This window comes from Streptomyces sp. NPDC058701, from assembly GCF_042715295.1.
GTDB lineage: Bacteria > Actinomycetota > Actinomycetes > Streptomycetales > Streptomycetaceae > Streptomyces.
On the sequence record NZ_JBHXSY010000005.1, the window covers coordinates 129,078 to 147,591 of the forward strand.

Consider the following 18,514-nt stretch of genomic DNA (forward strand, 5'->3'; position numbering starts at 1 on the left):
GTTCATGCGATCCCTGGTGCTCCTCGACGCCCCGTCCAACCTCGGTTTGAAACCGCCCGCTCCCGGCACCGTGCCCGGGGTGTACAAACTCGCCGGCGCCCTGCGGGAACAGGGCCTGTTGGCCCGTCTCGGCGCCCGTGAGGGCGGGGTAGTGGTCCCGCCGCGCTACGACCGCGGCGACTGGAAGGAGGGCGACGGCGTGTTCAACGCCGCCGCCCTCGCCGCGTACACGGTGGCCCTCGCCGACCGCGTCGAACGCCACCTGCGGGCCGGGGAGTTCCCCGTCGTGCTCGGCGGGGACTGCTCCATCCAGCTCGGCGCCTCGCTGGCCATGCGCCGCATCGGCCGGTACGGTCTCGCGGCGATCGACGGCTCCGCCGACTTCCGCCACCCGGGCAACGAAGCGGTGAACGGCCCGGTAGGCGCCGCCGGCGGCGAGGAACTCGCCCTGGGCACGGGGCGCGGACAGGCCGACATCGCGGACCTGGAGGGCCTGGGACCGTACCTGCGCGACGAGGACGTACGGCTCTTCGGGCTGCGGGACGGGGACGCGGACCTCCCCGAGCTGCGGGCGGCCGGGATCCGGACGGCCACCGTGGGGGAGATCCGCGAGCGCGGCGCCGGGCCGGTGGCGCGCGCCGCCCTGGACGGGCTGCACCCGCCGGAGACCGCCGGCTTCTGGGTGCACCTGGACGCGGACGTGCTGGACCCCACCGTGATGCCGGCGGTGGACAGCCCGGACGCGGGCGGCCTCGTCCCCGACGAACTCGCCGAACTGCTCGGGGTACTGGTGCGCTCGCCGCGCTGCGTCGGCCTCAACGTCACCATCTACGACCCGGACCTCGACCCGGACGGGCGGGCGGGGGTGCTCCTCGCGGACCTGGTCGCGGGAGCCTTCGCGTAGGCGCGAGCCCCCGCTCACGCCCGCTCACGGCCCCCGTTCCCGGCCCCCGTTCGCGGTCCCGTGCCGGCGGACGGCTACGGCCCGGCGGGTCTTCGGGAACGGGTTCGAGATCCCGGACCTGCGGGAAGGGGAGGAGACCCTCGGCGAGGCCGGGGTCTCCCTCACCGACCGGCCGCTGCCGGCCCGCTACGACGTCCGGATGCGGCCGCCGGAGTAGAGCGCCCCGGCCCGGCGCGGCGCGGCCCGGTGCGCCCCGGGGAGCGGCGTACGGCTGTCACGCCGCGCGGCGGCGCGTCACGCCCGGCAGAGGACCTCGCCGTTCAGGACCGAGAACCAGGCGTCCGGGTCGGCGCCCCACGCGCGCCAGGCCGCGGCGAGGGAGGCCAGCTCCGCGGGTGTCGCGTGGCCGCCGCGGGTGGCGGTGTCCGCGTACGCGGAGGCGGTGGTGCGGTCCGCCCACAGGGACGACCACCAGGCGGCCTCCTCGGGCGTGGCGTAACACCAGGACGTCGCCGACGAGGCGACCTCGGTGAACCCCGCATCCCGGGCCCAGGCGCGCAGCCGGCGGCCCGCGTCCGGCTCGCCGCCGTTGGCGCGGGCGACCCGGCGGTACAGGCTCAGCCACGCGTCCAGGCCGGGGGTGGCCGGGTACCAGGTCATGGCCGCGTAGTCGGCGTCCCGCGCGGCCACGATCCCGCCCGGACGGCACACCCGCCGCATCTCGCGCAGGGCCCGGACCGGGTCGCCGACGTGCTGCAGCACCTGGTGGGCGTGGACCACGTCGAAGGAGTCGTCGGGGAAGTCCAGCGCGTGGACGTCGGCCGTGGCGAACTCGACGCCGGTCAGGCCGCGTTCGGCCGCGTACCGCCGGGCCTGGTCCACGATGCCGGCGGCGGCGTCGACGCCGGTGACCCGGCCGCCCGGCGCGACCCGTTCCGCGAGGTCGGCCGTGATCGTGCCCGGCCCGCAGCCCACGTCCAGGACGGACATGCCGGGGCGCAGCTCGCCGATCAGGTAGGCGGCCGAGTTCTCGGCGGTCCGCCACCGGTGCGAGCGCAGCACCGATTCGTGGTGGCCGTGGGTGTAGACAGCAGTCTCCTTGGCGGCGTCCATGGCCGGCTCCTCGTCTTCGCAGCGATGCCTTCCACCGTAGGGGACGTGGCCGTCATGTGAGATGAGTGTTTCGATATCTGGACGCAACTCCTGTGTGCCAAGGGGACCGGGCCGGCCGCTGGCAGGCGGTTCGGGGGGCGAGGAGAGTGGGACGCGGGGGCAAGGGGCATCTGGCGGAGGACGGTGAGAGCCATGCCGGACACGCTGCTCGAACGGCACGCCGAGGCGCTGCGCTTCTTCGGCGGGCGGGTGCGGGCCGTCGCGGACGACCAGTGGGACGCGCCGACGCCGTGCGTCGAATGGACCGTGCGGGACCTGGTCAACCACGTCACGGGGGAACAGCTGTGGGTCGTGCCGCTGATCGCCGGCCGCCGTGTCGACGACGTCGGCGACGAGCTCGCGGGCGACCTGCTGGGCGCGGATCCCGTCGCCGCCTGGGAGCGCGCCGCGGCCGCCGCCACGGCCGCCTTCGCCGCGCCCGGCGTCCTGGACCGCACCGTGCGGCTCTCGTACGGGCCCGCGCTGGGGCGGGCGTACTGCTCGGAGCTGACGGCCGACTGCGTGGTGCACGCCTGGGACCTGTCGCGCGGCATCGGCGCCGACGACCGGCTGCCGGACGGTCTCGTCGAGTTCTCCGTCGAGGAGGTCATGCCCTACGCCGACGGCCTCGCGGCAAGCGGCATGTACGACGAGCCGGTGGCCGTCCCGGCCGGAGCGGACGCGCAGACCCGGCTGCTCGGGCTGCTGGGGCGCCGCGGCTGAGCGCGGCGCCGGACCCCGCCGCGGCGCCTTTCCCGTCGCGGCCGGTCCGCGGCGCGACAACGGGCACCGCCGGGCACACCATCGTATAAAGGTCCGTGTGAGGGCGGGCCGAGCGGCGAGTCCGGAAGGCGGCGGGACGCGGTGGCGGGGATGCAGCACATCACGGCGGAAGGCCGCGGTCCGGTCCGGTACGGCCCTCCCGCACCCCAGCCGGGCCTGCCCGTGCTGCCCGAGCTGGTGTCCGTGCTCGCCGCGGCCGCCGGACGCGCGGCGCCCGAGCCTCCCGGCGGCGGGAGGCCGGTACGCGAGGCCGCCTGCCGCTACTGGGGCCGCCGCGGGCTCGCGACCGCCCCGGAGAACGTCGCGGCCGGTCCCGGCGCGCCCGCGCTGCTCCTCGCGCTGATCGGCGCGTACGGGGGCGACGTCCTGCTGCCCCGCCCGTGTCCCGCCTGGTGGACTCCGCAGCTCCGGCTGCTCGGACGGCGGGCCCACCACGTGCCGACCCCGGCCGAGTGCGGCGGCGTGCCGGACCCGTACGCGCTGCTGGAGACCGTACGGAGGGTGCGCGCCGAGGGCGGCGACCCGCGGGTCCTGCTGCTGTCGGTCGCCGACGACCCGACGGCGACCGTGCCGCCCCCGGAGATGCTCCGTGAGGCCTGCGAGGCCGCCGAGTCGGCGGGGCTGTTCGTCGTCAGCGACGAGAGCTGGCGCGACACCCTGCACCGGCCGCGCGAGAACCTGGTCCTGAGCCCCGCCGAGATGCTTCCGGACCGTGCCGCCGTCCTCGTCGACCTGGCCGGGGCGCTGCTGCCCGCGGGCTGGCCGGCCGCCGTGGTCCGCTTCCCCGACACCCCGCGCGGGACGTGGCTGCGCGCCCGCACCCTCGACGTCCTCACCGCCACCGGCGCGCGCACGGCCGGACCGGTCGCGGGCGCCGCCGCGTACGCCCTCGACGAGCCGGTCGCCGTCGCCGAACGGGCCCGCTCGGCCGCGGCCCTGCACGGCTCGATCGCCGCCGCCGCCCACCGGGAGCTGCTCGCCGTCGGGGCGCTGGCCCGGCCCCCGCAGGCCGGCCGGCACCTGTACGCCGACCTGACCCCCCTGCGCGCCGGACTCGCCCGCCAGGGGGTCGGCGACGCCATGGAGCTGGAGGACTGGCTCGGCGGCCGGCTCGGCGCGCCCACCCCCGGCGGGCAGCGGTTCGCGGACGAGCCGGTCGCGCTGCGGGTCAGGCTGTCGACCGGGCCGCTGCTGGGCGCGGACCCGGAGGAGCGGTTGGCCGCGCTCACCGCCCGCGACCCGCTGGAGCTCCCGCACGTACGGCGCTCGCTGGAACTGCTCGGGTCCGTCCTGCGCGGGCTCGCCTGACCGCTCCCGGGCGCGCCTGAGCGCTCCCGGGCGCGCGGGACGTACGGGGCCGAGGCGCCCGCGGCCCGGGCCGGTCCCCATCGTTGTGCGCGTACCGCACGACGGATACGCTCCGTTCGCTGCTCAAGATCACCCCTGCCGGGCCACGCGTACGCACGGAACCGCTCGGGGGATCCGGTCCGTCTCCGGGAGGCGCGCACATGGACGACACCGAGCTGCTGTACCTGGGGGTCGTGCGGCAGGCCGAGCTCGTCCGTGCGGGCAGGGTGACCGCCCGGCGGCTGGTGGAGGCCTCGCTGCGCCGCACCGAGCGGATCGACGGCCACCTGGGCGCGTTCCGCGTGGTCCGCGCCGAGCGGGCCCTGGCCGAGGCCGACGCCCGGGACGCCGCACGCGCGTCCGGCGCCGGCGGCGGACCGCTGGAGGGCGTGCCGATCGCGGTCAAGGACGAGCTCGACGTCGAAGGCGAGGTGACGACCTTCGGCGGCGCCGCCCACCACACCCCCGTCGTCCGCGACTCCGAGGCGGTGCGCAGACTGCGGGCGGCCGGCGCGGTGATCGTCGGGAAGACCGCCATGCCTGAGTTCGGCCAGTGGCCGTTCACGGAGTCGGCGGCCCACGGCTACACCCGCAACCCCTGGGACACCTCCCGGACCACCGGCGGATCGAGCGGCGGCAGCGCCGCCGCCGTCGCGGCCGGACTGGTCCCGGCCGCGCTCGGCGGCGACGGGGGCGGCTCGATCCGCATCCCGGCGGCCTGCTGCGGCCTGTTCGGCCTCAAGCCGCAGCGGGGCCGCGTATCCACCGCCCCCCACCCGCACCTCTGGTACGCCCTGGGCACGGTGGGACCGCTCACCCGTACGGTGCTGGACAGCGCCGTCCTGTACGACGTCCTCAGCGGGCCGGTCGCCGGCGACCGCTGGACCGCACGCCCCACCCGTACGAGTTTCACCGAGGCGGCGTCCACCGACCCCGGCAGGCTCCGGATCGGGTACGCGACCAAGGCGGCGGTGCCCGGCGTGCGCCCGCACCCCGACCACGTACGGGCCCTGCGGGAGACCGTGCGGGCGCTGCGCGAACTGGGCCACGACGTGCGGCCCGTCGATCCGCGCTACCCCGACACCACGGCCGCGTTCCTCCCGCAGTTCGGCGGCGGGGTCCGGTCCGAGGCGGCGGCGGCGGAGCGGCCGGAGCTCCTGGAGCGGCGCACCCGCCAGACGCTGCGCGTGGCCCGGCTGGCGCCCGAGTCCGTCGTGGAACGGGCCATCCGCGCCGGGGAGCGGATGGCCGCGCGCGCGAACCGGGTCTTCGAGGAGGTCGACGTGCTGCTGACCCCGACCCTCGCCGAACGGCCGCGGCGCGTCGGCGCCCTGGACGGCGCGGGCCTGCTCCGGGCGATGGTCCGGTCGTTCCCCATGGTCGCCTACACCGCGCTGTGGAACGTCACGGGACATCCCGCCGCCTCGGTGCCCGCCGGTTTCGGCGCGGACGCGATGCCGTTGGCCGTCCAGCTGGTCGGCAGGGAACACGACGAGACCACCCTCGTACGGGTGGCCGCGCAGCTGGAGACCGTGCGGCCGTGGGCGGACCGCAGGCCCGTCCTCGCGGAGTGACGCCCGCCGCCGGACCCCGCCGGCGCCGCCCCGTCAGGTCCCCCCCGTCAAGCCCTCCCCGTCAGGCCGATCCGGCCGGTCGGGGCGCCCTGATCCGCCGCCAGAGCGCCGGGCCCGCGCTGATCAGCAGGGTCAGGGCGACCGCCAGGGCCACGCCCTTCCACGGCTCCGGGAAGAGCGAGCCGCCGACGATGCCGATCAGACCGTACGTGACCGCCCAGGCGAGGCAGGCCGCCGCGTCGCCGCGGGCGAAGCGGCCCAGCGGCAGCTCGGCCAGCAGGGAGGCCAGCATGACCGGGATGCGGCCCGCCGGCAGCAGCCGGGAGACCACCAGCACCAGCACCCCGTGCTCGTCCAGCTTCGTCTGCGCCTGCTCCAGCCGCTCGGGCGTGGCCCGGCCGCGCAATCGCACCAGCCACCGCGAGCCGTTCCGCGACCGCACCCCGCGCTGCCCGAGCCAGTACAGCGCGACGTCGCCCGCGAACGCGGCCAGCGCCGCCACCCCGACGACCAGCAGCACCCCGAAGGGCAGCACCTGGTGGTGGAACGCCACCACCGCCGCCGAACTCACCAGCGCCCCCGTCGGGATCACCGGTACCAGCGCGCCGAGCGCCACCAGGACGAACAGCGCCGGGTAGCCCAGCGCCTGCTGGGAGGCCTGCGGAGGCACCTGGCCGGCCGCCACCGCGAGGTCGAGCGGGGTCACGGCAGCCGCACCCGCTCACCGTGCGCGGGCGCCCGTACGGTCACCTTGGGCGCGAGCCGCCGCGCGCGGCGCACGAACTCCTCGCCCGGCGCGTGGAACTCGTGCGGACGCACCGCGTCCATGCCGATCGGCCAGTACGTCCCGTAGTGCACCGGGACGGCCGCCGCCGGAGCCAGCTCGGCCAGTGCCTGCGCCGCCCGCCCGGCGTCCAGGTGCCCGGGTCCCAGGTAGGGGCCCCAGCCGCCCACCGGCAGCAGGGCCACGTCCACCGGGCCGACCTCCTCGGCCATCGTGTCGAACAGCCCGGTGTCCCCGGCGAAGTAGGTCCGCGCCGCGCCCTCGACCACGTACCCGAGGGCCGGGGAGAGCCGCGGACCGAACGGCAGCCGCCGGCCGTCGTGCCGGGCCGTGACCGCCCGTACGACGACCCCGGCCCGTACGGAGACCTCGTCGCCCGGCGCCACCTCCGTCACCGCCAGGTCCCGCTGCCCGGCGGTCCGCGCCAGCCCGGGCACCGCCCTGCGGGCGCCGCGCGGAACGAGCAGCCGGGTTCCGGGCGCGAGCCGTGCCAAGGAGGGGAGGTGGAGGTGGTCGGAGTGCAGGTGCGACACCAGCACGGCGTCCGCCAGCGCCGCCTCGGGCGGGGGCAGCGCGCCGCGCCGCCGCCGCAGGTGCGCGAGGCGCCGCGTGAACAGCGGATCCGTCAGCAGCCGCACCCCGGAGTCCTCGACCGTGCACGTGGCGTGTCCCCACCAGGTGATCTCGACCGGCACGCGGGCCTCCCTCCCTCGCTCGTCCGTCACCGAGCCTAAAGGGTGCCCCCGTCGAAGCGCCCCGAACCGGGCGCCGCCCGGACCGGACCGGGCGGACCCCTCCTGCCCGGCGCCGGATCCGAGTAGGGTCGGGGGCCATGGAAGAGCTGCGCGTGGCCGCGATCGCCAGCCTGACCCCGCTCGAGCACCTGGACGCCGACCCCTTCGCCGTGGACACCCGCGGCCAGCACGCCATGTGCGCGCGCTGGGCCGCGGACCACGGCTACGTGGTGACGCGTCACCTGCTCGTCTACGGGATGCGTCCGGACCACTGCGGGCTCTGGTCCGGCGTCGACGCGGGCCAGGTCGACCTGTTCGTCGCCGCCAACGAACGGGTCCTGGCCCGGGCGCTGCGCTCCGTGGAGGAGTTCGCCGCCGAATGCGCGCGCCGCGGCGTACGGCTCGAGACGGCGGGGTACGAAGAGCCCGGCTACACCTCCGGGATGAAGGCCGAGGTGCACCGCAGGCTGTCCATGCCGACCGCCGGGTACGACGGCACCTGACCCGCCCCGTCGGCCGCGGCGCGACGCGCGGCACCTGACCGGCGGCTGCCGTACATCCGTGCGCGGCCGGTGTCGCCCGGCCGGGTGAGCGCGGTTGTGCGAGCCTGGAGGCCGGGCCCAAGGGGCGGGACGGTGAGGCGGGTACGGCGTGTTGCGAGGACGGTGGCGGACGACGGGAGCCGCACTGGTACGGGTGGTCCTCGTGTGGGCGGTGTCCACGCTCACGATGATGGCCCTGGCCGGGATCCTGCCGGACTTCCGGCTCCGGTCCGGCGACGGCGACAGCGTCACCCAGATCGGGGTGACCGCCGCCTGGGGCGCCGGGGCCTTCGGCCTGCTGAGCGCGCTCGTCTGGCCCGTTCTCGTCCGGGGCCTGCTGCTGGTCCCCGCGCTGGTGCTCGGGCTGCTCGTCTTCTTCCTGAACGGCTCGCTGCTGCTGATCGCGCTCAGCCTGGTCCCCTCCGGCGGCCAGGTCGCCCCCGAGACCGCGGTGGTGGTGGCCGCGGTGATGTCCGCGGTGGCGTCGGCGACCTCCACGGCGCTCGCGGTGCGCGACGACGAGGCGTACCGCAGGCGCCTCTACCGCCTCGCCGACCGGCGTCGCCGGCGCCAGCGCCGGTCCGGCGCGCGCGGGGCCGACGGGGCCCCGCCCGGACTGGTCTTCCTCCAGCTCGACGGCGTCGGGTACGAGGTGCTGCGCCGGGCGGCGGGCAGCGGGCTGATGCCGGCGGTGGCCGGCCTGCTGGACAGCACCCACCGCGTCACGTCCTGGCGTACGGACTGGTCCAGCCAGACCGGCGCCAGCCAGCTCGGCATCCTGCACGGGTCCACCTTCGACGTGCCCGCCTTCCGCTGGTACGAGAAGGACACCGGTGAGGTGGTGGTCTGCAACCGGCCCACCAGCGCCGCCGAGCTCCAGCGCCGCGCCGTCGAGCGCACCGGCGACGGCGGCCTGCTCTCCCTGGACGGGGCCAGCCGGGGCAACCTGTTCAGCGGTGGCGCCGACCAACTGGCGCTCGTCCTCTCCGTCTCGGCCCGCCGCGGCCCCGCCAACCGGTCGCGCGCGGGCTACTTCGCGTACTTCTCCGACCCGGCCAACGCGGTCCGCACCGCGCTGTCCTTCGTCGCCGAGGTGGGCCGCGAGATCGGCCAGTCCGTCCGGGCACGGCTGCGCGAGGAGGAGCCGCGGATCGGCCGGGGCGGGTGGTATCCGCTGATCCGGGCCTTCGCCACCGTCGTCGAACGGGACGTGGTGGTGGCGGCGGTGATCGGCGACATGCTGGCCGGCCGCGCCGCGGTCTACGCGGACCTGGTCGCCTACGACGAGGTCGCCCACCACTCGGGCCCGCGCGGCCGGGACACCGACCAGGTGCTGACCCGGCTCGACCGCAGCCTCGCGCTGATCGGCCGGGTCGCCGAGCACGCGCCGCGCGCGTACCGGCTCGTCCTGCTCTCCGACCACGGCCAGAGCCCGGGGGAGACCTTCCTCGGCCGGTACGGGCTCTCCCTCAAGGACCTGGTCCGGGCGGGCTGCGGACTGCCGGTCTCCCGCCGGGCGGGCCGCACCCGCAGCGGCGCCGAGGCCCGGGCCGCCGTCCTCGCGGCCCTGCACCGGCCCGTGGAGGAGGGGGAGGAGGCCCGCCCGGGGCCGGGCTCCGACCCGGTGGTCCTCGCGTCCGGCAACCTCGGGCTGATCTCCTTCCCGGACGTCCCGGGCCGCGCCACGCGGGAGCGGATCGAGCGCGCGCACCCGGCCCTGCTGACGACCCTGGCCAACCACCCGGGCGTGGGCTTCCTGCTGGTCGACGGGGTGGTGCTGGGCGCGGGCGGGGCCGAGGCCCGGCTCGACGTCCCCGGCGCGGCCGAGGAACTGCTGGCCCCCTTCGGGCCGGGCGCGGCGGAGGCGGTCCGGCGCACCGACACCTTCCCGCACGTGGCCGACGTGATGGTCAACTCGGCGTACGACCCGCGGACGGGGGAGGTGCACGCCTTCGAGGAGCAGATCGGCTCGCACGGCGGGCTCGGCGGGGAACAGGGTCACCCGTTCCTGATGTGGCCGACCGTGCTGTCCGAGCCGGACGGGGGCCTGGTGGGCGCGGAGGCGGTGCACGCCGTACTGCGGCGCTGGGTGCGCGAGGCGGACGGTCCGCAGGTACCGGTGGTCCTGCCGGGGGAAGCGGGCGGGGTGGCCGGCGCGGTGATCGGCGGGGTGGTCGGCAGGGGCGTCGGCGGGGCGTCCGAACCGGCGGCGGAGAATCACCGGCCGGAGGGGGCCGCAGGCGGAACCTTTCCTTCCGTCGAGGGTGCCGTACGGGACGAAACCCGCTGATTTGGTGCGCTCCACACGGTGGTCAACCATGGATCGACCTGCCCACCATGTGAGACATTCCGAGGCGCCCCCCCGATGACCAGCACCGCAACCCCAGCACCCCGGGGCGACACCCCGCAGGACAGCGCGCCCCGGGGAGCCGCCGCGGGCCCCGCCGCCGCGGGCCCCGCCGCCCCGGAGCCCGGCCCGCAGGGGGACCGGCACGCCCGGCGGTTCGGCCTCCCCGTCGCCACCTGCCTGGTCATGGGCAACATCATCGGGGGCGGGATCTTCCTCCTCCCCGCCGCGGTCGCCCCGTTCGGCACCATCAGCCTGGTCGCCTTCGCCGTGCTCACCGTCGGTGCGATCGCCCTCGCCCTCGTCTTCGGCCGCCTCGCCCGGCGCCATCCGCGGACCGGCGGCCCGTACGTCTACGCCCGGGCCGCGTTCGGCGACTTCGCGGGCTTCCTCGCCGCCTGGAGCTACTGGATCACCACCTGGGTCTCCAACGCGGCGCTGGCGGTCGCGGCCGTCGGCTACCTCTCCGTGCTGTTCCCGGCGGTCGGCGCGCACGCGTGGTCCATGTGCCTGGCCGCCCTGGCCGTACAGTGGCTCCCGGCCCTCGCCAACCTCGCGGGCACGCGCTACGTGGGCGCCGTCCAACTGGTCTCCACCGTAATGAAGTTCGCCCCGCTGCTGCTCGTCGCCGTGGGCGGGCTCTTCTTCTTCGACCCCGCCCACCTCGGCCCCTTCCGGGCCACCGACCAGAGCGCGGCCGGCGCCGTCTCGGCCTCGGCGGCGATCCTGCTCTTCAGCTACCTGGGCGTCGAGTCCGCCGCCGTGAGCGCCGGCGAGGTCCGCGACCCGGCCCGCAACGTCGGCCGGGCCACGATCCTCGGCACCGTCGGAGCCGCCACCGTCTACCTCCTGGGCACCCTCTCCGTCTTCGGCCTGGTCGCCCACGACACCCTGGTCACCTCCCAGGCCCCTTTCACCGACGCGGTCAACGCCATGTTCGGCGGCACCTGGGGCGGCACGCTGGTGGCCTGCGCCGCCGTGGTCTCGATGGTCGGCGCCCTGAACGGCTGGACCCTGCTCAGCGCGCAGACCCCGTACGCCGCAGCCAAGGACGGGCTGTTCCCCGAGGTGTTCGCGAAGCGCAGGCGCGGCGTCCCGGTGACCGGAGTCCTCGTCACGGTCACCCTCGCCTCGGCCCTGACCGTCTACCACCACGCCGCCGGCCCGCAGGGCGTCTTCGAGGTCCTGGTCCTGGTCACGACCTTCACGGCGACCGTCCCCTACCTGCTGTCCGCCGCCGCGCAGATCTACTTCCTGCTCTCCGGCCAGTCCGAGCGCGTGCACCGAGGCCGCCTGGCCCGCGACACCGCCCTCGCCGGCCTGGCCTTCGGCTTCTCGCTGTGGCTGGTGGCGGGCTCCGGGTACGCCGCGGTCTACCAGGGGGTGCTCTTCCTGTTCGCCGGAGTCCTCGTGTACGCCGTGATGTCGGCCCGGAGACGGCGCCCGGCCACCGCGGTCTGACAGGGGGCCGCCGGTCCGCCGCGCACGGCGGCGCACGATGCTGCGCGGGAAGGGTTCCGGGGACGTCCTGGGCGAGCCGCTCGCGCACGGCGCGCAGCGCCCGTACACCGACCTCGGCGGGTTCTACCGGTGCTGCCTGGTCCAAGGCTTCGACCTGCACGAGGCGGGGGAGCGCGGCCACCCGGCGGAGATCGCGGGCCGGGTACGGGTCCGGGGACGCGGCGGCACCGCCCTGCAGCCGGCGATCGACCTGCTGCAGCGGGCGGGGGACTTCTCACCCGGCGCCCCGGTGCTGGTGGTCACGGACGGACAGGGCGACACCCTGCGGATCCGGCGCGAGCACGCCTTCCTGGTTCCGCAGGGCGCCTCCCTGCCTTCACTCCCCGGGCCGGTCTTCCGGCCGGCCCGGGAGGCCGGGCCGACTCAGTCGAGGTAGTCGCGCAGCACCTGCGAGCGCGACGGGTGGCGCAGCTTCGACATGGTCTTGGACTCGATCTGGCGGATGCGCTCACGGGTGACCCCGTACACGCGGCCGATCTCGTCCAGCGTCTTCGGCTGGCCGTCGTTGAGGCCGTAGCGCATGGAGACCACGCCCGCCTCGCGCTCCGAGAGCGTGCCCAGGATCGACTGGAGCTGCTCCTGGAGGAACGTGAAGGACACCGCGTCCGCGGGCACGACCGCCTCGGAGTCCTCGATGAGGTCGCCGAACTCGCTGTCGCCCTCCTCACCCAGGGGGGTGTGCAGGGAGATCGGCTCGCGGCCGTACTTCTGGACCTCGATGACCTTCTCGGGGGTCATGTCGAGTTCCTTGCCCAGCTCCTCCGGAGTGGGCTCCCGGCCCAGGTCCTGGAGCATCTGGCGCTGCACGCGGGCGAGCTTGTTGATGATCTCGACCATGTGCACGGGGATGCGGATCGTACGGGACTGGTCGGCCATGGCACGCGTGATCGCCTGCCGGATCCACCAGGTCGCGTACGTGGAGAACTTGAAGCCCTTGGTGTAGTCGAACTTCTCCACGGCGCGGATCAGGCCGACGTTGCCCTCCTGGATCAGGTCCAGGAAGAGCATGCCGCGGCCGGTGTAGCGCTTGGCGAGGGAGACCACGAGGCGGAGGTTGGCCTCCAGCAGGTGGTTCTTCGCCCGGCGGCCGTCCGCGACGAGGATCTCCAGCTCGCGCTTGAAGGCGGGCTTGTGGTCCTCCTCCTCTTCGAGCTTGTACTCGGAGAACAGGCCCGCCTCGATGCGCTTGGCGAGCTCGACCTCCTGCTCGGCGTTGAGGAGCGGCACCTTGCCGATCAGCTTCAGGTAGTCCTTGACGGGGTCGGCGGTGGCACCGGCCACCATGACCGTCTGCGCCGGGGCGTCGTCCTCGTCGTCGTCGGACAGGACGAAGCCCGCGGTGCCGCCGGGCTTGGGGGTCTCCTCCTCGGCCTCGTCGGCGAGGTCCTCGGCCGCCCAGTCCTCGCCGACGGCGGGGGTCTCGCCCTCGTCGGCGTCCTTGGCACCGGTCTTCTTGGCGGCCGCGGCCGTCTTCTTCACGGCCGTCTTCTTGGCGGCGGCCTTCTTGACCGTGCGCTTCTTCGGCTCGGCGGCGGCGTCCGCCGTCACCTCGTCCTCGGTCGCGGCGGCCGGCGAAGCGGATATCGCCGCAGCGGTGGCCGCGGCCGCGCTGGCCGAGGTCTTGCGCGCGCCGATGGGGCGGGGCGGGGCGGCCGCCTTCTTGGTCACGGCGCGTGCCGGGGCGGCGGCCGCCTTGCGGGGCTTCTTGGCCGCGGCCTTCGTGGCGGGGGCCGCGCTGACGTGAAGGGCGACACCCTCCTCGTCCAGGACCTGGTTCAGGCTGCGCAGGACCCGCTTCCACTGGTCCACCGGGATGCGACCGGCCTCGAAGGCCTGGCGCACGTCGTCACCGTTGATGTGACCCTGCTCGCGGCCGCGCTCGACGAGCGCGACGAGGGCCTCCGATTCGGCGATCTCCGGAGGGAACGTACGGGACGGGCTGAGCGACACAAGGAGCCTCTCGTTGCGAACAAATAAGGGGTGGGCGGGACATCATCGCGCGAACTCGGGAAACAGACCCGAGGGGGGTCTGTATTCCGGGGCCGCGCGAGGACACCTGTCGGTTCATCGCATGCCCGAGTCGATTCGTTACGCGCTGAATTGAGTGACCTGCGCCACGCTGTGGCCGCGCAACCGATCCGGCGGGGATCCGTCCGCCCTTTTCGTCAGCCCGTTTTGCGGGCTTCGATCAGGAAGCGGGCGGTCTGCGCGACGAACGGGCCGTTGCTTTCGATCTGTTCGTGCAGCTCGCGCAAGCGGTCCCGGTACTGCCCGACCGTGAAGCCGGGCACCATCCAGATCACCTTCCGCAGAAAGTAGATCACGGCTCCGATGTCGTGGAACTCCGTCCGCAGCCGTTCGGAGCGCAGCTCGACGATTTCGAGGCCCGCCCCCGTGGCGGAAGCGACCGCGTCGTCGGGGTGCCGGCCGCGCCGGATCTCCTCCGGCTGCGGGCCGAGGAAGAACTCGACGAGTTCGAAGACACTCGCCGGACCGACCTGCTGGGAGAGGTACGTGCCGCCCGGCTTCAGGACCCGCGCGATCTCGTCCCACCAGACGGTCACCGGATGCCGGCTGGTCACCAGCTCGAAGGCCTCGTCGCCGAACGGCAGCGGCGGCTCGTCGGCGTCCGCGACCACCGCCGCGCCCAGCGGGTGCAGCAGCTGCGTCGCCTTCCGGATGTTGGGCGGCCAGGACTCGGTGGCCACCGTCAGCGGGGGCAGCGGGCCTGCCCCGGCGAGCACCTCGCCACCGCCGGTCTGGATGTCGAGGACGGACCCCACCCGGGTCAGCCGCTCGCCCACGAGCCGCTGGTAGCCCCATGAGGGGCGCTGTTCCGTGGCCCTGCCGTCGAGCCACGAGAAGTCCCAGCCGTCCACCGAGACGGATTCGGCCTCGGCGACAAGATGGTCGAAAGTGCGCGTCATGCCTCGATCGTCCCAGGCCGCGGACCGGAGAACCACCGGGTATCCCGACTGCGCGGACCGGGGAACCACCGGGTACGTCGACTACAGTGGGCGCCGGGCCGTGACTGGCGTTCGGGTGGATCACCACCGGGGAGCGGCCCGGCGTACACGTGTGCGCCGACTGCCGCGCGCCTGGGCGAACCGCTATCCCGCAGCGACGTTCAGGAGACCCCGTGACGACTGCCCAGACCGCAAGTGCCCAGCTCATGGACGGCACCGCACTCGCCCGCCGCATCTCGGAGCGGACCGCCGAACTCGCGGCCGCGATCACCGCCCGCACCGGCACCGCGCCGTGCCTCGCGACCGTGCTGGTCGGCGAGGACCCCGCGTCGGTGACGTACGTCCGCATGAAGCAGAACCGCTGTGCCAAGGCCGGCATCACCTCCCGCCACGTGGAGCTGCCGGCCGGGACCACCACCGAGGAGCTGGTGGCCGCCCTCACCGCGCTCTCCGCGGACCCCGAGGTCAGCGGCATCCTGCTCCAGCACCCCGTCCCGCACCACATCGACGAGCGCGCCGCCTTCGAGGCCATCGCGCCCGGCAAGGACGTCGACGGGGTCACCATGCACTCCTTCGCCGCCATGGGCTTCGGTCTGCCGGGCTTCGTCTCCTGCACCCCCGGCGGCATCATGCGCCTGCTGGAGGCCTACGACGTCGACCTCACCGGCAAGCACGCCGTCGTCGTCGGCCGCAGCGCGATCCTGGGCAAGCCGGCCGGAATGCTGCTGCTGGAGCGCAACGCCACCGTCACCTACTGCCACTCCCGCACTGTCGACCTCCCCTCGATCGTGCGCCAGGCGGACGTGCTGGTCGCCGCCGTCGGGAAGGCCGAGTTCATCCGGGGCGAGGACATCAAGCCGGGCGCCGTGGTCCTGGACGCCGGGTACAACGAGGGCAACGTCGGCGACGTCCACTTCGCGTCGGCCGCCGCCGTCGCCTCGCTGATCACTCCGGTGCCCGGCGGGGTCGGCCCGATGACCATCGCCGTCCTGCTGGAGCAGACCGTACGGGCGGCCGCCGAGCAGGCCGGGCTGGACCTCGCGGACCTCTGACCCGTTCCGCGCGCACGGCAAACGCCCCGGGCCCTTCGGTCCGGGGCGTTCCGCATCCGGGGGCAACCCCGCGGGCCGGGCGCTCACGGGGGCGGCCGGGACGGCCTGAGACGCCCCGGACGGGCCTGTGCGGCCCCGTCGCGGCCCCGGACGGCCGCGACGACGGGGGAGCAGCGGAACTCCCGCGCCAGGTCCGTCAGGGCCTGGCAGTCCAGCCGGTACGGCTCCGGGTGCGGGTCCTCCCCGGCGGCCCGGCCGCGGCTGGCGGCGGCGAGCACCGCCGCGTCCGCGACGACGGCGGCCCGCTCCTCGCCGAGGCCCTGGGCGCGCGCGGCCCGGTACGCGGCGCACCGGACGGCGGGATCGAACCAGCGCGCGAGGGCCAGGATCCCGTCGTCGATCACGGACTCGCGGTGAATCAGCCGGATGCCGGCCGGCGACCACCAGGCCATCGGGACCGTCCGGACCTGGGACGCCGCGAAGTGGCGCAGCTCCTGCCACAGCGGGTGCAGCCGCCGGTACTGGCTGAAGTCCCGCCAGGCCGCGGACCCGCCGATCAGCGGCACGATGAAGCCGGAGCCCACCATCAACGCCGCCGCCGAGGCCAGTGGCGGCGCCAGGTCCGTGGACAGCCGGTCCCAGTCGCGGCCGGTCCAGCGGGCGCAGAGCGCCGCCCACTTCGCCGCGTTGTAGCCCAGGTCCAGCAGCCCGCCCAGGACGATCAGGGCCAGACCGGTGCGCAGCGGGCGCAGCGAGGTGTCGGCGTGCCGCAGCCACATCCCGCACAGCCCGGTCAGCGCCGAGGTGCCCACGGTGTGCGCCAGCAGGTAGCAGACGATCATCTCCCGGATCCACGGGGTGTTCGCGTAGTACGTGTCCAGGTCCCGGAGGCGTTCCACCGGGGCGTCGCCGATCACGAACAGGACCACGATCAGCAGGGTGACGGTGCCGAACACGGCCACGGTCAGCCGGGTGGCGCGCCGCACCGCCGCCGGCGGACCGCCGGCCCAGTGCAGCACCAGGACGACGCACGACCCGGAGAAGGCGGTCAGCGTGCCGAACACCAGCGGGGCCGAGAAGTTGACCACGCCGGTGAGGCGGTTGACCGCGGCGATCGTCGGCGGCGCCGCAAGGACCATGACCAGGCAGCCGACCAGCAGCAGCGCGCACACGGCCCGCATCAGCGGCTGGTCCCAGCCCCGGCGCAGCGTCGGCAGTTTGACGAGCAGGACCAGGCTCAGCACCGCGCCCGGCGCGTAGAGGATGACACCGTCCGTCATCGGGCCCGGCCGACGGGGTCGGCGGGGTCCGCCTGACCGGCCGCCTCACCCGCCCCGGGTTCGGGATCGGGAACGGGCCCGGTGACGGCGGTGGGCGCGGTCCCGGCGCTCCGGGACCCCGCGGCCCCGCGGTCGAGCCCGGCCACGGTGCGTTCGGCCGCGGTCAGCGGCGGAGCCTTCAGCGCGCCCCGGTCCGAGGCCCGCAGGACCTGCCAGACCACCGACGGGCTCAGCCAGTGCGTCGGCGCGCTGCTCATCGTGATGACCTGGAGGAAGGCCGCGGTCAGCGCCTCGCGGGTGGTCGCGCCGGTCATCAACCGGCTGACGTACGCGTTGAGCGCCCCGGTGCCGGCGCGCGGCTTCACGCCCGTGGCGCCCGGGTAGAGGATGTCCTGCGAGGTGGCCAGCTCCCACGCGGTGCCCACCTGCGGGGCGATCGCCCGCTGCGCCTCGCGGCCGAAGCCGGGGTGGGAGAGCCCCTTGGCGCGGAGCAGGGCGCGGACGGCCAGCAGCCCCTTGGCGGCGACCGTCATGCCCTGCCCGTACAGCGGGTTGAAGGTGGCGACCGAGTCGCCGACGGCGAAGAACCCGTCGGGCAGGTCGGCCTTCTCGAAGTACACCCGCCGGTTGGCGGTGCCCTGGGTGACGGCCACGTCCGTGAGGGGCTCGCGCCCTTCCAGGAGTTCCCCGACGATCGGGTCCCGGATGCTCTTGGCGAACGGGATGAACTGCTCGGGGTCGCCGGTGGGCTGGCCGCCCCGGGTACCCGAGAGGGTGGCCTGCCACTGGCCGTTCTCGATGGGCACGATCGTGGCCGTCTGGCCCGGGACGGGCACGCGGGGGTCGGACTGCACGTTGACGATGGGGAAGCCCAGCGCGTGGGCTCCGGCGGGTGCCTCGAAGATCCGTGTCGCGTAGACCAGGCCGGAGTCGACCTCGGCCTGTCTGATGTCGCCCGCGCCGAGCTCCCGCAGCCAGGTGCGGGCCCGGGAGCCGCGCCCGCTGGCGTCGACCACGAGGTCGGCGCTGATCAGCGCGCCCTCCTCGTCCGGCGTGTCGACGCGTACGCCGGTGACGCGGGCGGCCGTGCCCTCCAGGCTCCGGACCCGGCTCCGCTCCAGGGTGGTGACGCCTTCCAGGGCGTTCACCCGGGAGCGGACCACCGAGTCCAGGAGGTCGCGGCTGCACGAGACGTTGAACTGCTTCTCGCCGTACCGGGGGATCCAGCCCTGGGCGGTCTTGGTGACCAGGTCGGTGGGGAGGCTGCGGCGGATCGCGCCCGCCGCCGTCCAGTCGCCGGTGATGCCCGGCAGTATCTCCTCGATCGCGCGCGCACCGCCGGACCACATGACGTGCACGTGCCGGCCTTGGGGGAGCCCGCGGCGCGGTGCGGGGCTGTCCGGGAAGGTGTCCGCGTCGATGATCGTGACCGTCGCGTGCTCGGCGAGGACGGCGGCCGCGAGGAGGCCCGCCATGCTGCCGCCGATGACGACGGCGCGGCGGGGCGGAGAAGACTGGGTCATCGTGT

The 18,514-nt window shown here is 75.1% G+C and carries 15 protein-coding genes, 1 pseudogene and 1 riboswitch; of the genes and pseudogenes, 9 read left to right on the forward strand and 7 right to left on the reverse strand.

Annotated elements, in window-relative coordinates; translation table 11 throughout:
* Positions 1–4: 4 nt before the first annotated feature.
* Positions 5–904 (forward strand): arginase family protein, encoded by a 900-nt coding sequence (locus ACFWW8_RS06965; RefSeq protein WP_386524660.1) that lies wholly within the window; start codon positions 5–7, stop codon positions 902–904.
* A 294-nt stretch (positions 905–1,198) separates the two neighbouring features.
* Here ACFWW8_RS06965 and ACFWW8_RS06970 read toward each other — a convergent pair whose 3' ends face one another.
* Positions 1,199–2,017 carry a methyltransferase domain-containing protein gene (locus ACFWW8_RS06970; protein WP_386524662.1) on the reverse strand — a complete coding sequence of 273 codons (819 nt, stop codon included), beginning with the start codon at positions 2,015–2,017 and terminating at the stop codon, positions 1,199–1,201.
* 192 nt (positions 2,018–2,209) lie between these two features.
* Here ACFWW8_RS06970 and ACFWW8_RS06975 point away from each other — a divergent pair, with 192 nt between their 5' ends.
* The 3 genes from ACFWW8_RS06975 (at position 2,210) to ACFWW8_RS06985 (ending at position 5,760) form a co-directional block, all read left to right on the forward strand.
* Positions 2,210–2,779 carry a TIGR03086 family metal-binding protein gene (locus ACFWW8_RS06975; protein WP_386524664.1) on the forward strand — a complete coding sequence of 190 codons (570 nt, stop codon included), beginning with the start codon at positions 2,210–2,212 and terminating at the stop codon, positions 2,777–2,779.
* A gap of 150 nt (positions 2,780–2,929) precedes the next feature.
* Positions 2,930–4,147, forward strand: coding sequence for an aminotransferase class I/II-fold pyridoxal phosphate-dependent enzyme (locus ACFWW8_RS06980; RefSeq protein WP_386524666.1), 1,218 nt, complete (start codon positions 2,930–2,932; stop codon positions 4,145–4,147).
* Positions 4,148–4,347: 200 nt separating this feature from the next.
* Positions 4,348–5,760: an amidase gene (locus ACFWW8_RS06985; RefSeq protein WP_386524669.1), complete on the forward strand. Its 1,413-nt coding sequence runs from the start codon at positions 4,348–4,350 to the stop codon at positions 5,758–5,760.
* Positions 5,761–5,821: 61 nt separating this feature from the next.
* On the opposite strand, the gene ACFWW8_RS06990 is transcribed toward ACFWW8_RS06985, so the two are convergent.
* Together ACFWW8_RS06990 and ACFWW8_RS06995 are read right to left on the reverse strand one after the other, a co-directional pair.
* Positions 5,822–6,466: a DedA family protein gene (locus tag ACFWW8_RS06990; RefSeq protein WP_386524672.1), complete on the reverse strand. Its 645-nt coding sequence runs from the start codon at positions 6,464–6,466 to the stop codon at positions 5,822–5,824.
* A complete protein-coding gene (locus tag ACFWW8_RS06995; RefSeq protein WP_386524675.1) occupies positions 6,463–7,239 on the reverse strand; it encodes an MBL fold metallo-hydrolase in 777 nt (258 codons plus the stop codon). The genes ACFWW8_RS06990 and ACFWW8_RS06995 overlap by 4 nt, the downstream gene beginning before the upstream one ends.
* 137 nt (positions 7,240–7,376) lie before the next feature.
* Here ACFWW8_RS06995 and ACFWW8_RS07000 point away from each other — a divergent pair, with 137 nt between their 5' ends.
* The 4 genes and pseudogenes from ACFWW8_RS07000 to ACFWW8_RS07015 all read left to right on the forward strand — a co-directional run.
* The gene (locus tag ACFWW8_RS07000) at positions 7,377–7,781 is read left to right on the forward strand and encodes a hypothetical protein (RefSeq protein ID WP_386524678.1); all 405 of its coding nucleotides are present in this window, start codon (positions 7,377–7,379) and stop codon (positions 7,779–7,781) included.
* A gap of 148 nt (positions 7,782–7,929) precedes the next feature.
* Positions 7,930–10,110: a phage holin family protein gene (locus tag ACFWW8_RS07005; RefSeq protein ID WP_386524681.1), complete on the forward strand. Its 2,181-nt coding sequence runs from the start codon at positions 7,930–7,932 to the stop codon at positions 10,108–10,110.
* Between the two features lie 75 nt (positions 10,111–10,185).
* Positions 10,186–11,628 carry an amino acid permease gene (locus tag ACFWW8_RS07010; protein WP_386524683.1) on the forward strand — a complete coding sequence of 481 codons (1,443 nt, stop codon included), beginning with the start codon at positions 10,186–10,188 and terminating at the stop codon, positions 11,626–11,628.
* Between the two features lie 13 nt (positions 11,629–11,641).
* A pseudogene (locus ACFWW8_RS07015) lies at positions 11,642–12,064 on the forward strand (hypothetical protein); the annotation flags it as partial.
* Here the strand turns inward: ACFWW8_RS07015 and ACFWW8_RS07020 are convergent.
* Both ACFWW8_RS07020 and ACFWW8_RS07025 read right to left on the reverse strand, forming a co-directional pair.
* Positions 12,052–13,638 (reverse strand): RNA polymerase sigma factor, encoded by a 1,587-nt coding sequence (locus tag ACFWW8_RS07020; protein WP_386524686.1) that lies wholly within the window; start codon positions 13,636–13,638, stop codon positions 12,052–12,054. The pseudogene ACFWW8_RS07015 and the gene ACFWW8_RS07020 overlap by 13 nt on opposite strands.
* Before the next feature lie 215 nt (positions 13,639–13,853).
* Complete coding sequence (locus ACFWW8_RS07025) at positions 13,854–14,615, reverse strand: class I SAM-dependent methyltransferase (protein WP_386524688.1); 762 nt, start codon at positions 14,613–14,615, stop codon at positions 13,854–13,856.
* Positions 14,616–14,705: 90 nt separating this feature from the next.
* A riboswitch (ZMP/ZTP riboswitch) is annotated at positions 14,706–14,799 on the forward strand.
* Positions 14,800–14,860: 61 nt separating this feature from the next.
* Here ACFWW8_RS07025 and ACFWW8_RS07030 point away from each other — a divergent pair.
* Entirely contained in the window at positions 14,861–15,706 is an 846-nt protein-coding gene (locus tag ACFWW8_RS07030; protein WP_386525101.1) for a bifunctional 5,10-methylenetetrahydrofolate dehydrogenase/5,10-methenyltetrahydrofolate cyclohydrolase, read from the forward strand.
* Positions 15,707–15,789: 83 nt separating this feature from the next.
* Here the strand turns inward: ACFWW8_RS07030 and ACFWW8_RS07035 are convergent, their stop codons facing one another.
* Both ACFWW8_RS07035 and ACFWW8_RS07040 read right to left on the reverse strand, forming a co-directional pair.
* Positions 15,790–16,986 carry an MAB_1171c family putative transporter gene (locus tag ACFWW8_RS07035; protein WP_386524691.1) on the reverse strand — a complete coding sequence of 399 codons (1,197 nt, stop codon included), beginning with the start codon at positions 16,984–16,986 and terminating at the stop codon, positions 15,790–15,792.
* Positions 16,983–18,509: an NAD(P)/FAD-dependent oxidoreductase gene (locus ACFWW8_RS07040; RefSeq protein ID WP_386524694.1), complete on the reverse strand. Its 1,527-nt coding sequence runs from the start codon at positions 18,507–18,509 to the stop codon at positions 16,983–16,985. The genes ACFWW8_RS07035 and ACFWW8_RS07040 overlap by 4 nt, the downstream gene beginning before the upstream one ends.
* Positions 18,510–18,514 lie beyond the last annotated feature (5 nt).

Coding starts and splice junctions, on each gene's coding strand:
- ACFWW8_RS06965 (WP_386524660.1), top strand. CDS start 5: ATGCGATCCCTGGTGCTCCTCGACGCCCCGTCCAACCTCGGTTTGAAA.
- ACFWW8_RS06970 (WP_386524662.1), bottom strand. CDS start 2,017: ATGGACGCCGCCAAGGAGACTGCTGTCTACACCCACGGCCACCACGAA.
- ACFWW8_RS06975 (WP_386524664.1), top strand. CDS start 2,210: ATGCCGGACACGCTGCTCGAACGGCACGCCGAGGCGCTGCGCTTCTTC.
- ACFWW8_RS06980 (WP_386524666.1), top strand. CDS start 2,930: ATGCAGCACATCACGGCGGAAGGCCGCGGTCCGGTCCGGTACGGCCCT.
- ACFWW8_RS06985 (WP_386524669.1), top strand. CDS start 4,348: ATGGACGACACCGAGCTGCTGTACCTGGGGGTCGTGCGGCAGGCCGAG.
- ACFWW8_RS07000 (WP_386524678.1), top strand. CDS start 7,377: ATGGAAGAGCTGCGCGTGGCCGCGATCGCCAGCCTGACCCCGCTCGAG.
- ACFWW8_RS07010 (WP_386524683.1), top strand. CDS start 10,186: ATGACCAGCACCGCAACCCCAGCACCCCGGGGCGACACCCCGCAGGAC.
- ACFWW8_RS07025 (WP_386524688.1), bottom strand. CDS start 14,615: ATGACGCGCACTTTCGACCATCTTGTCGCCGAGGCCGAATCCGTCTCG.
- ACFWW8_RS07030 (WP_386525101.1), top strand. CDS start 14,861: ATGGACGGCACCGCACTCGCCCGCCGCATCTCGGAGCGGACCGCCGAA.
- ACFWW8_RS07035 (WP_386524691.1), bottom strand. CDS start 16,986: ATGACGGACGGTGTCATCCTCTACGCGCCGGGCGCGGTGCTGAGCCTG.
- ACFWW8_RS07040 (WP_386524694.1), bottom strand. CDS start 18,509: ATGACCCAGTCTTCTCCGCCCCGCCGCGCCGTCGTCATCGGCGGCAGC.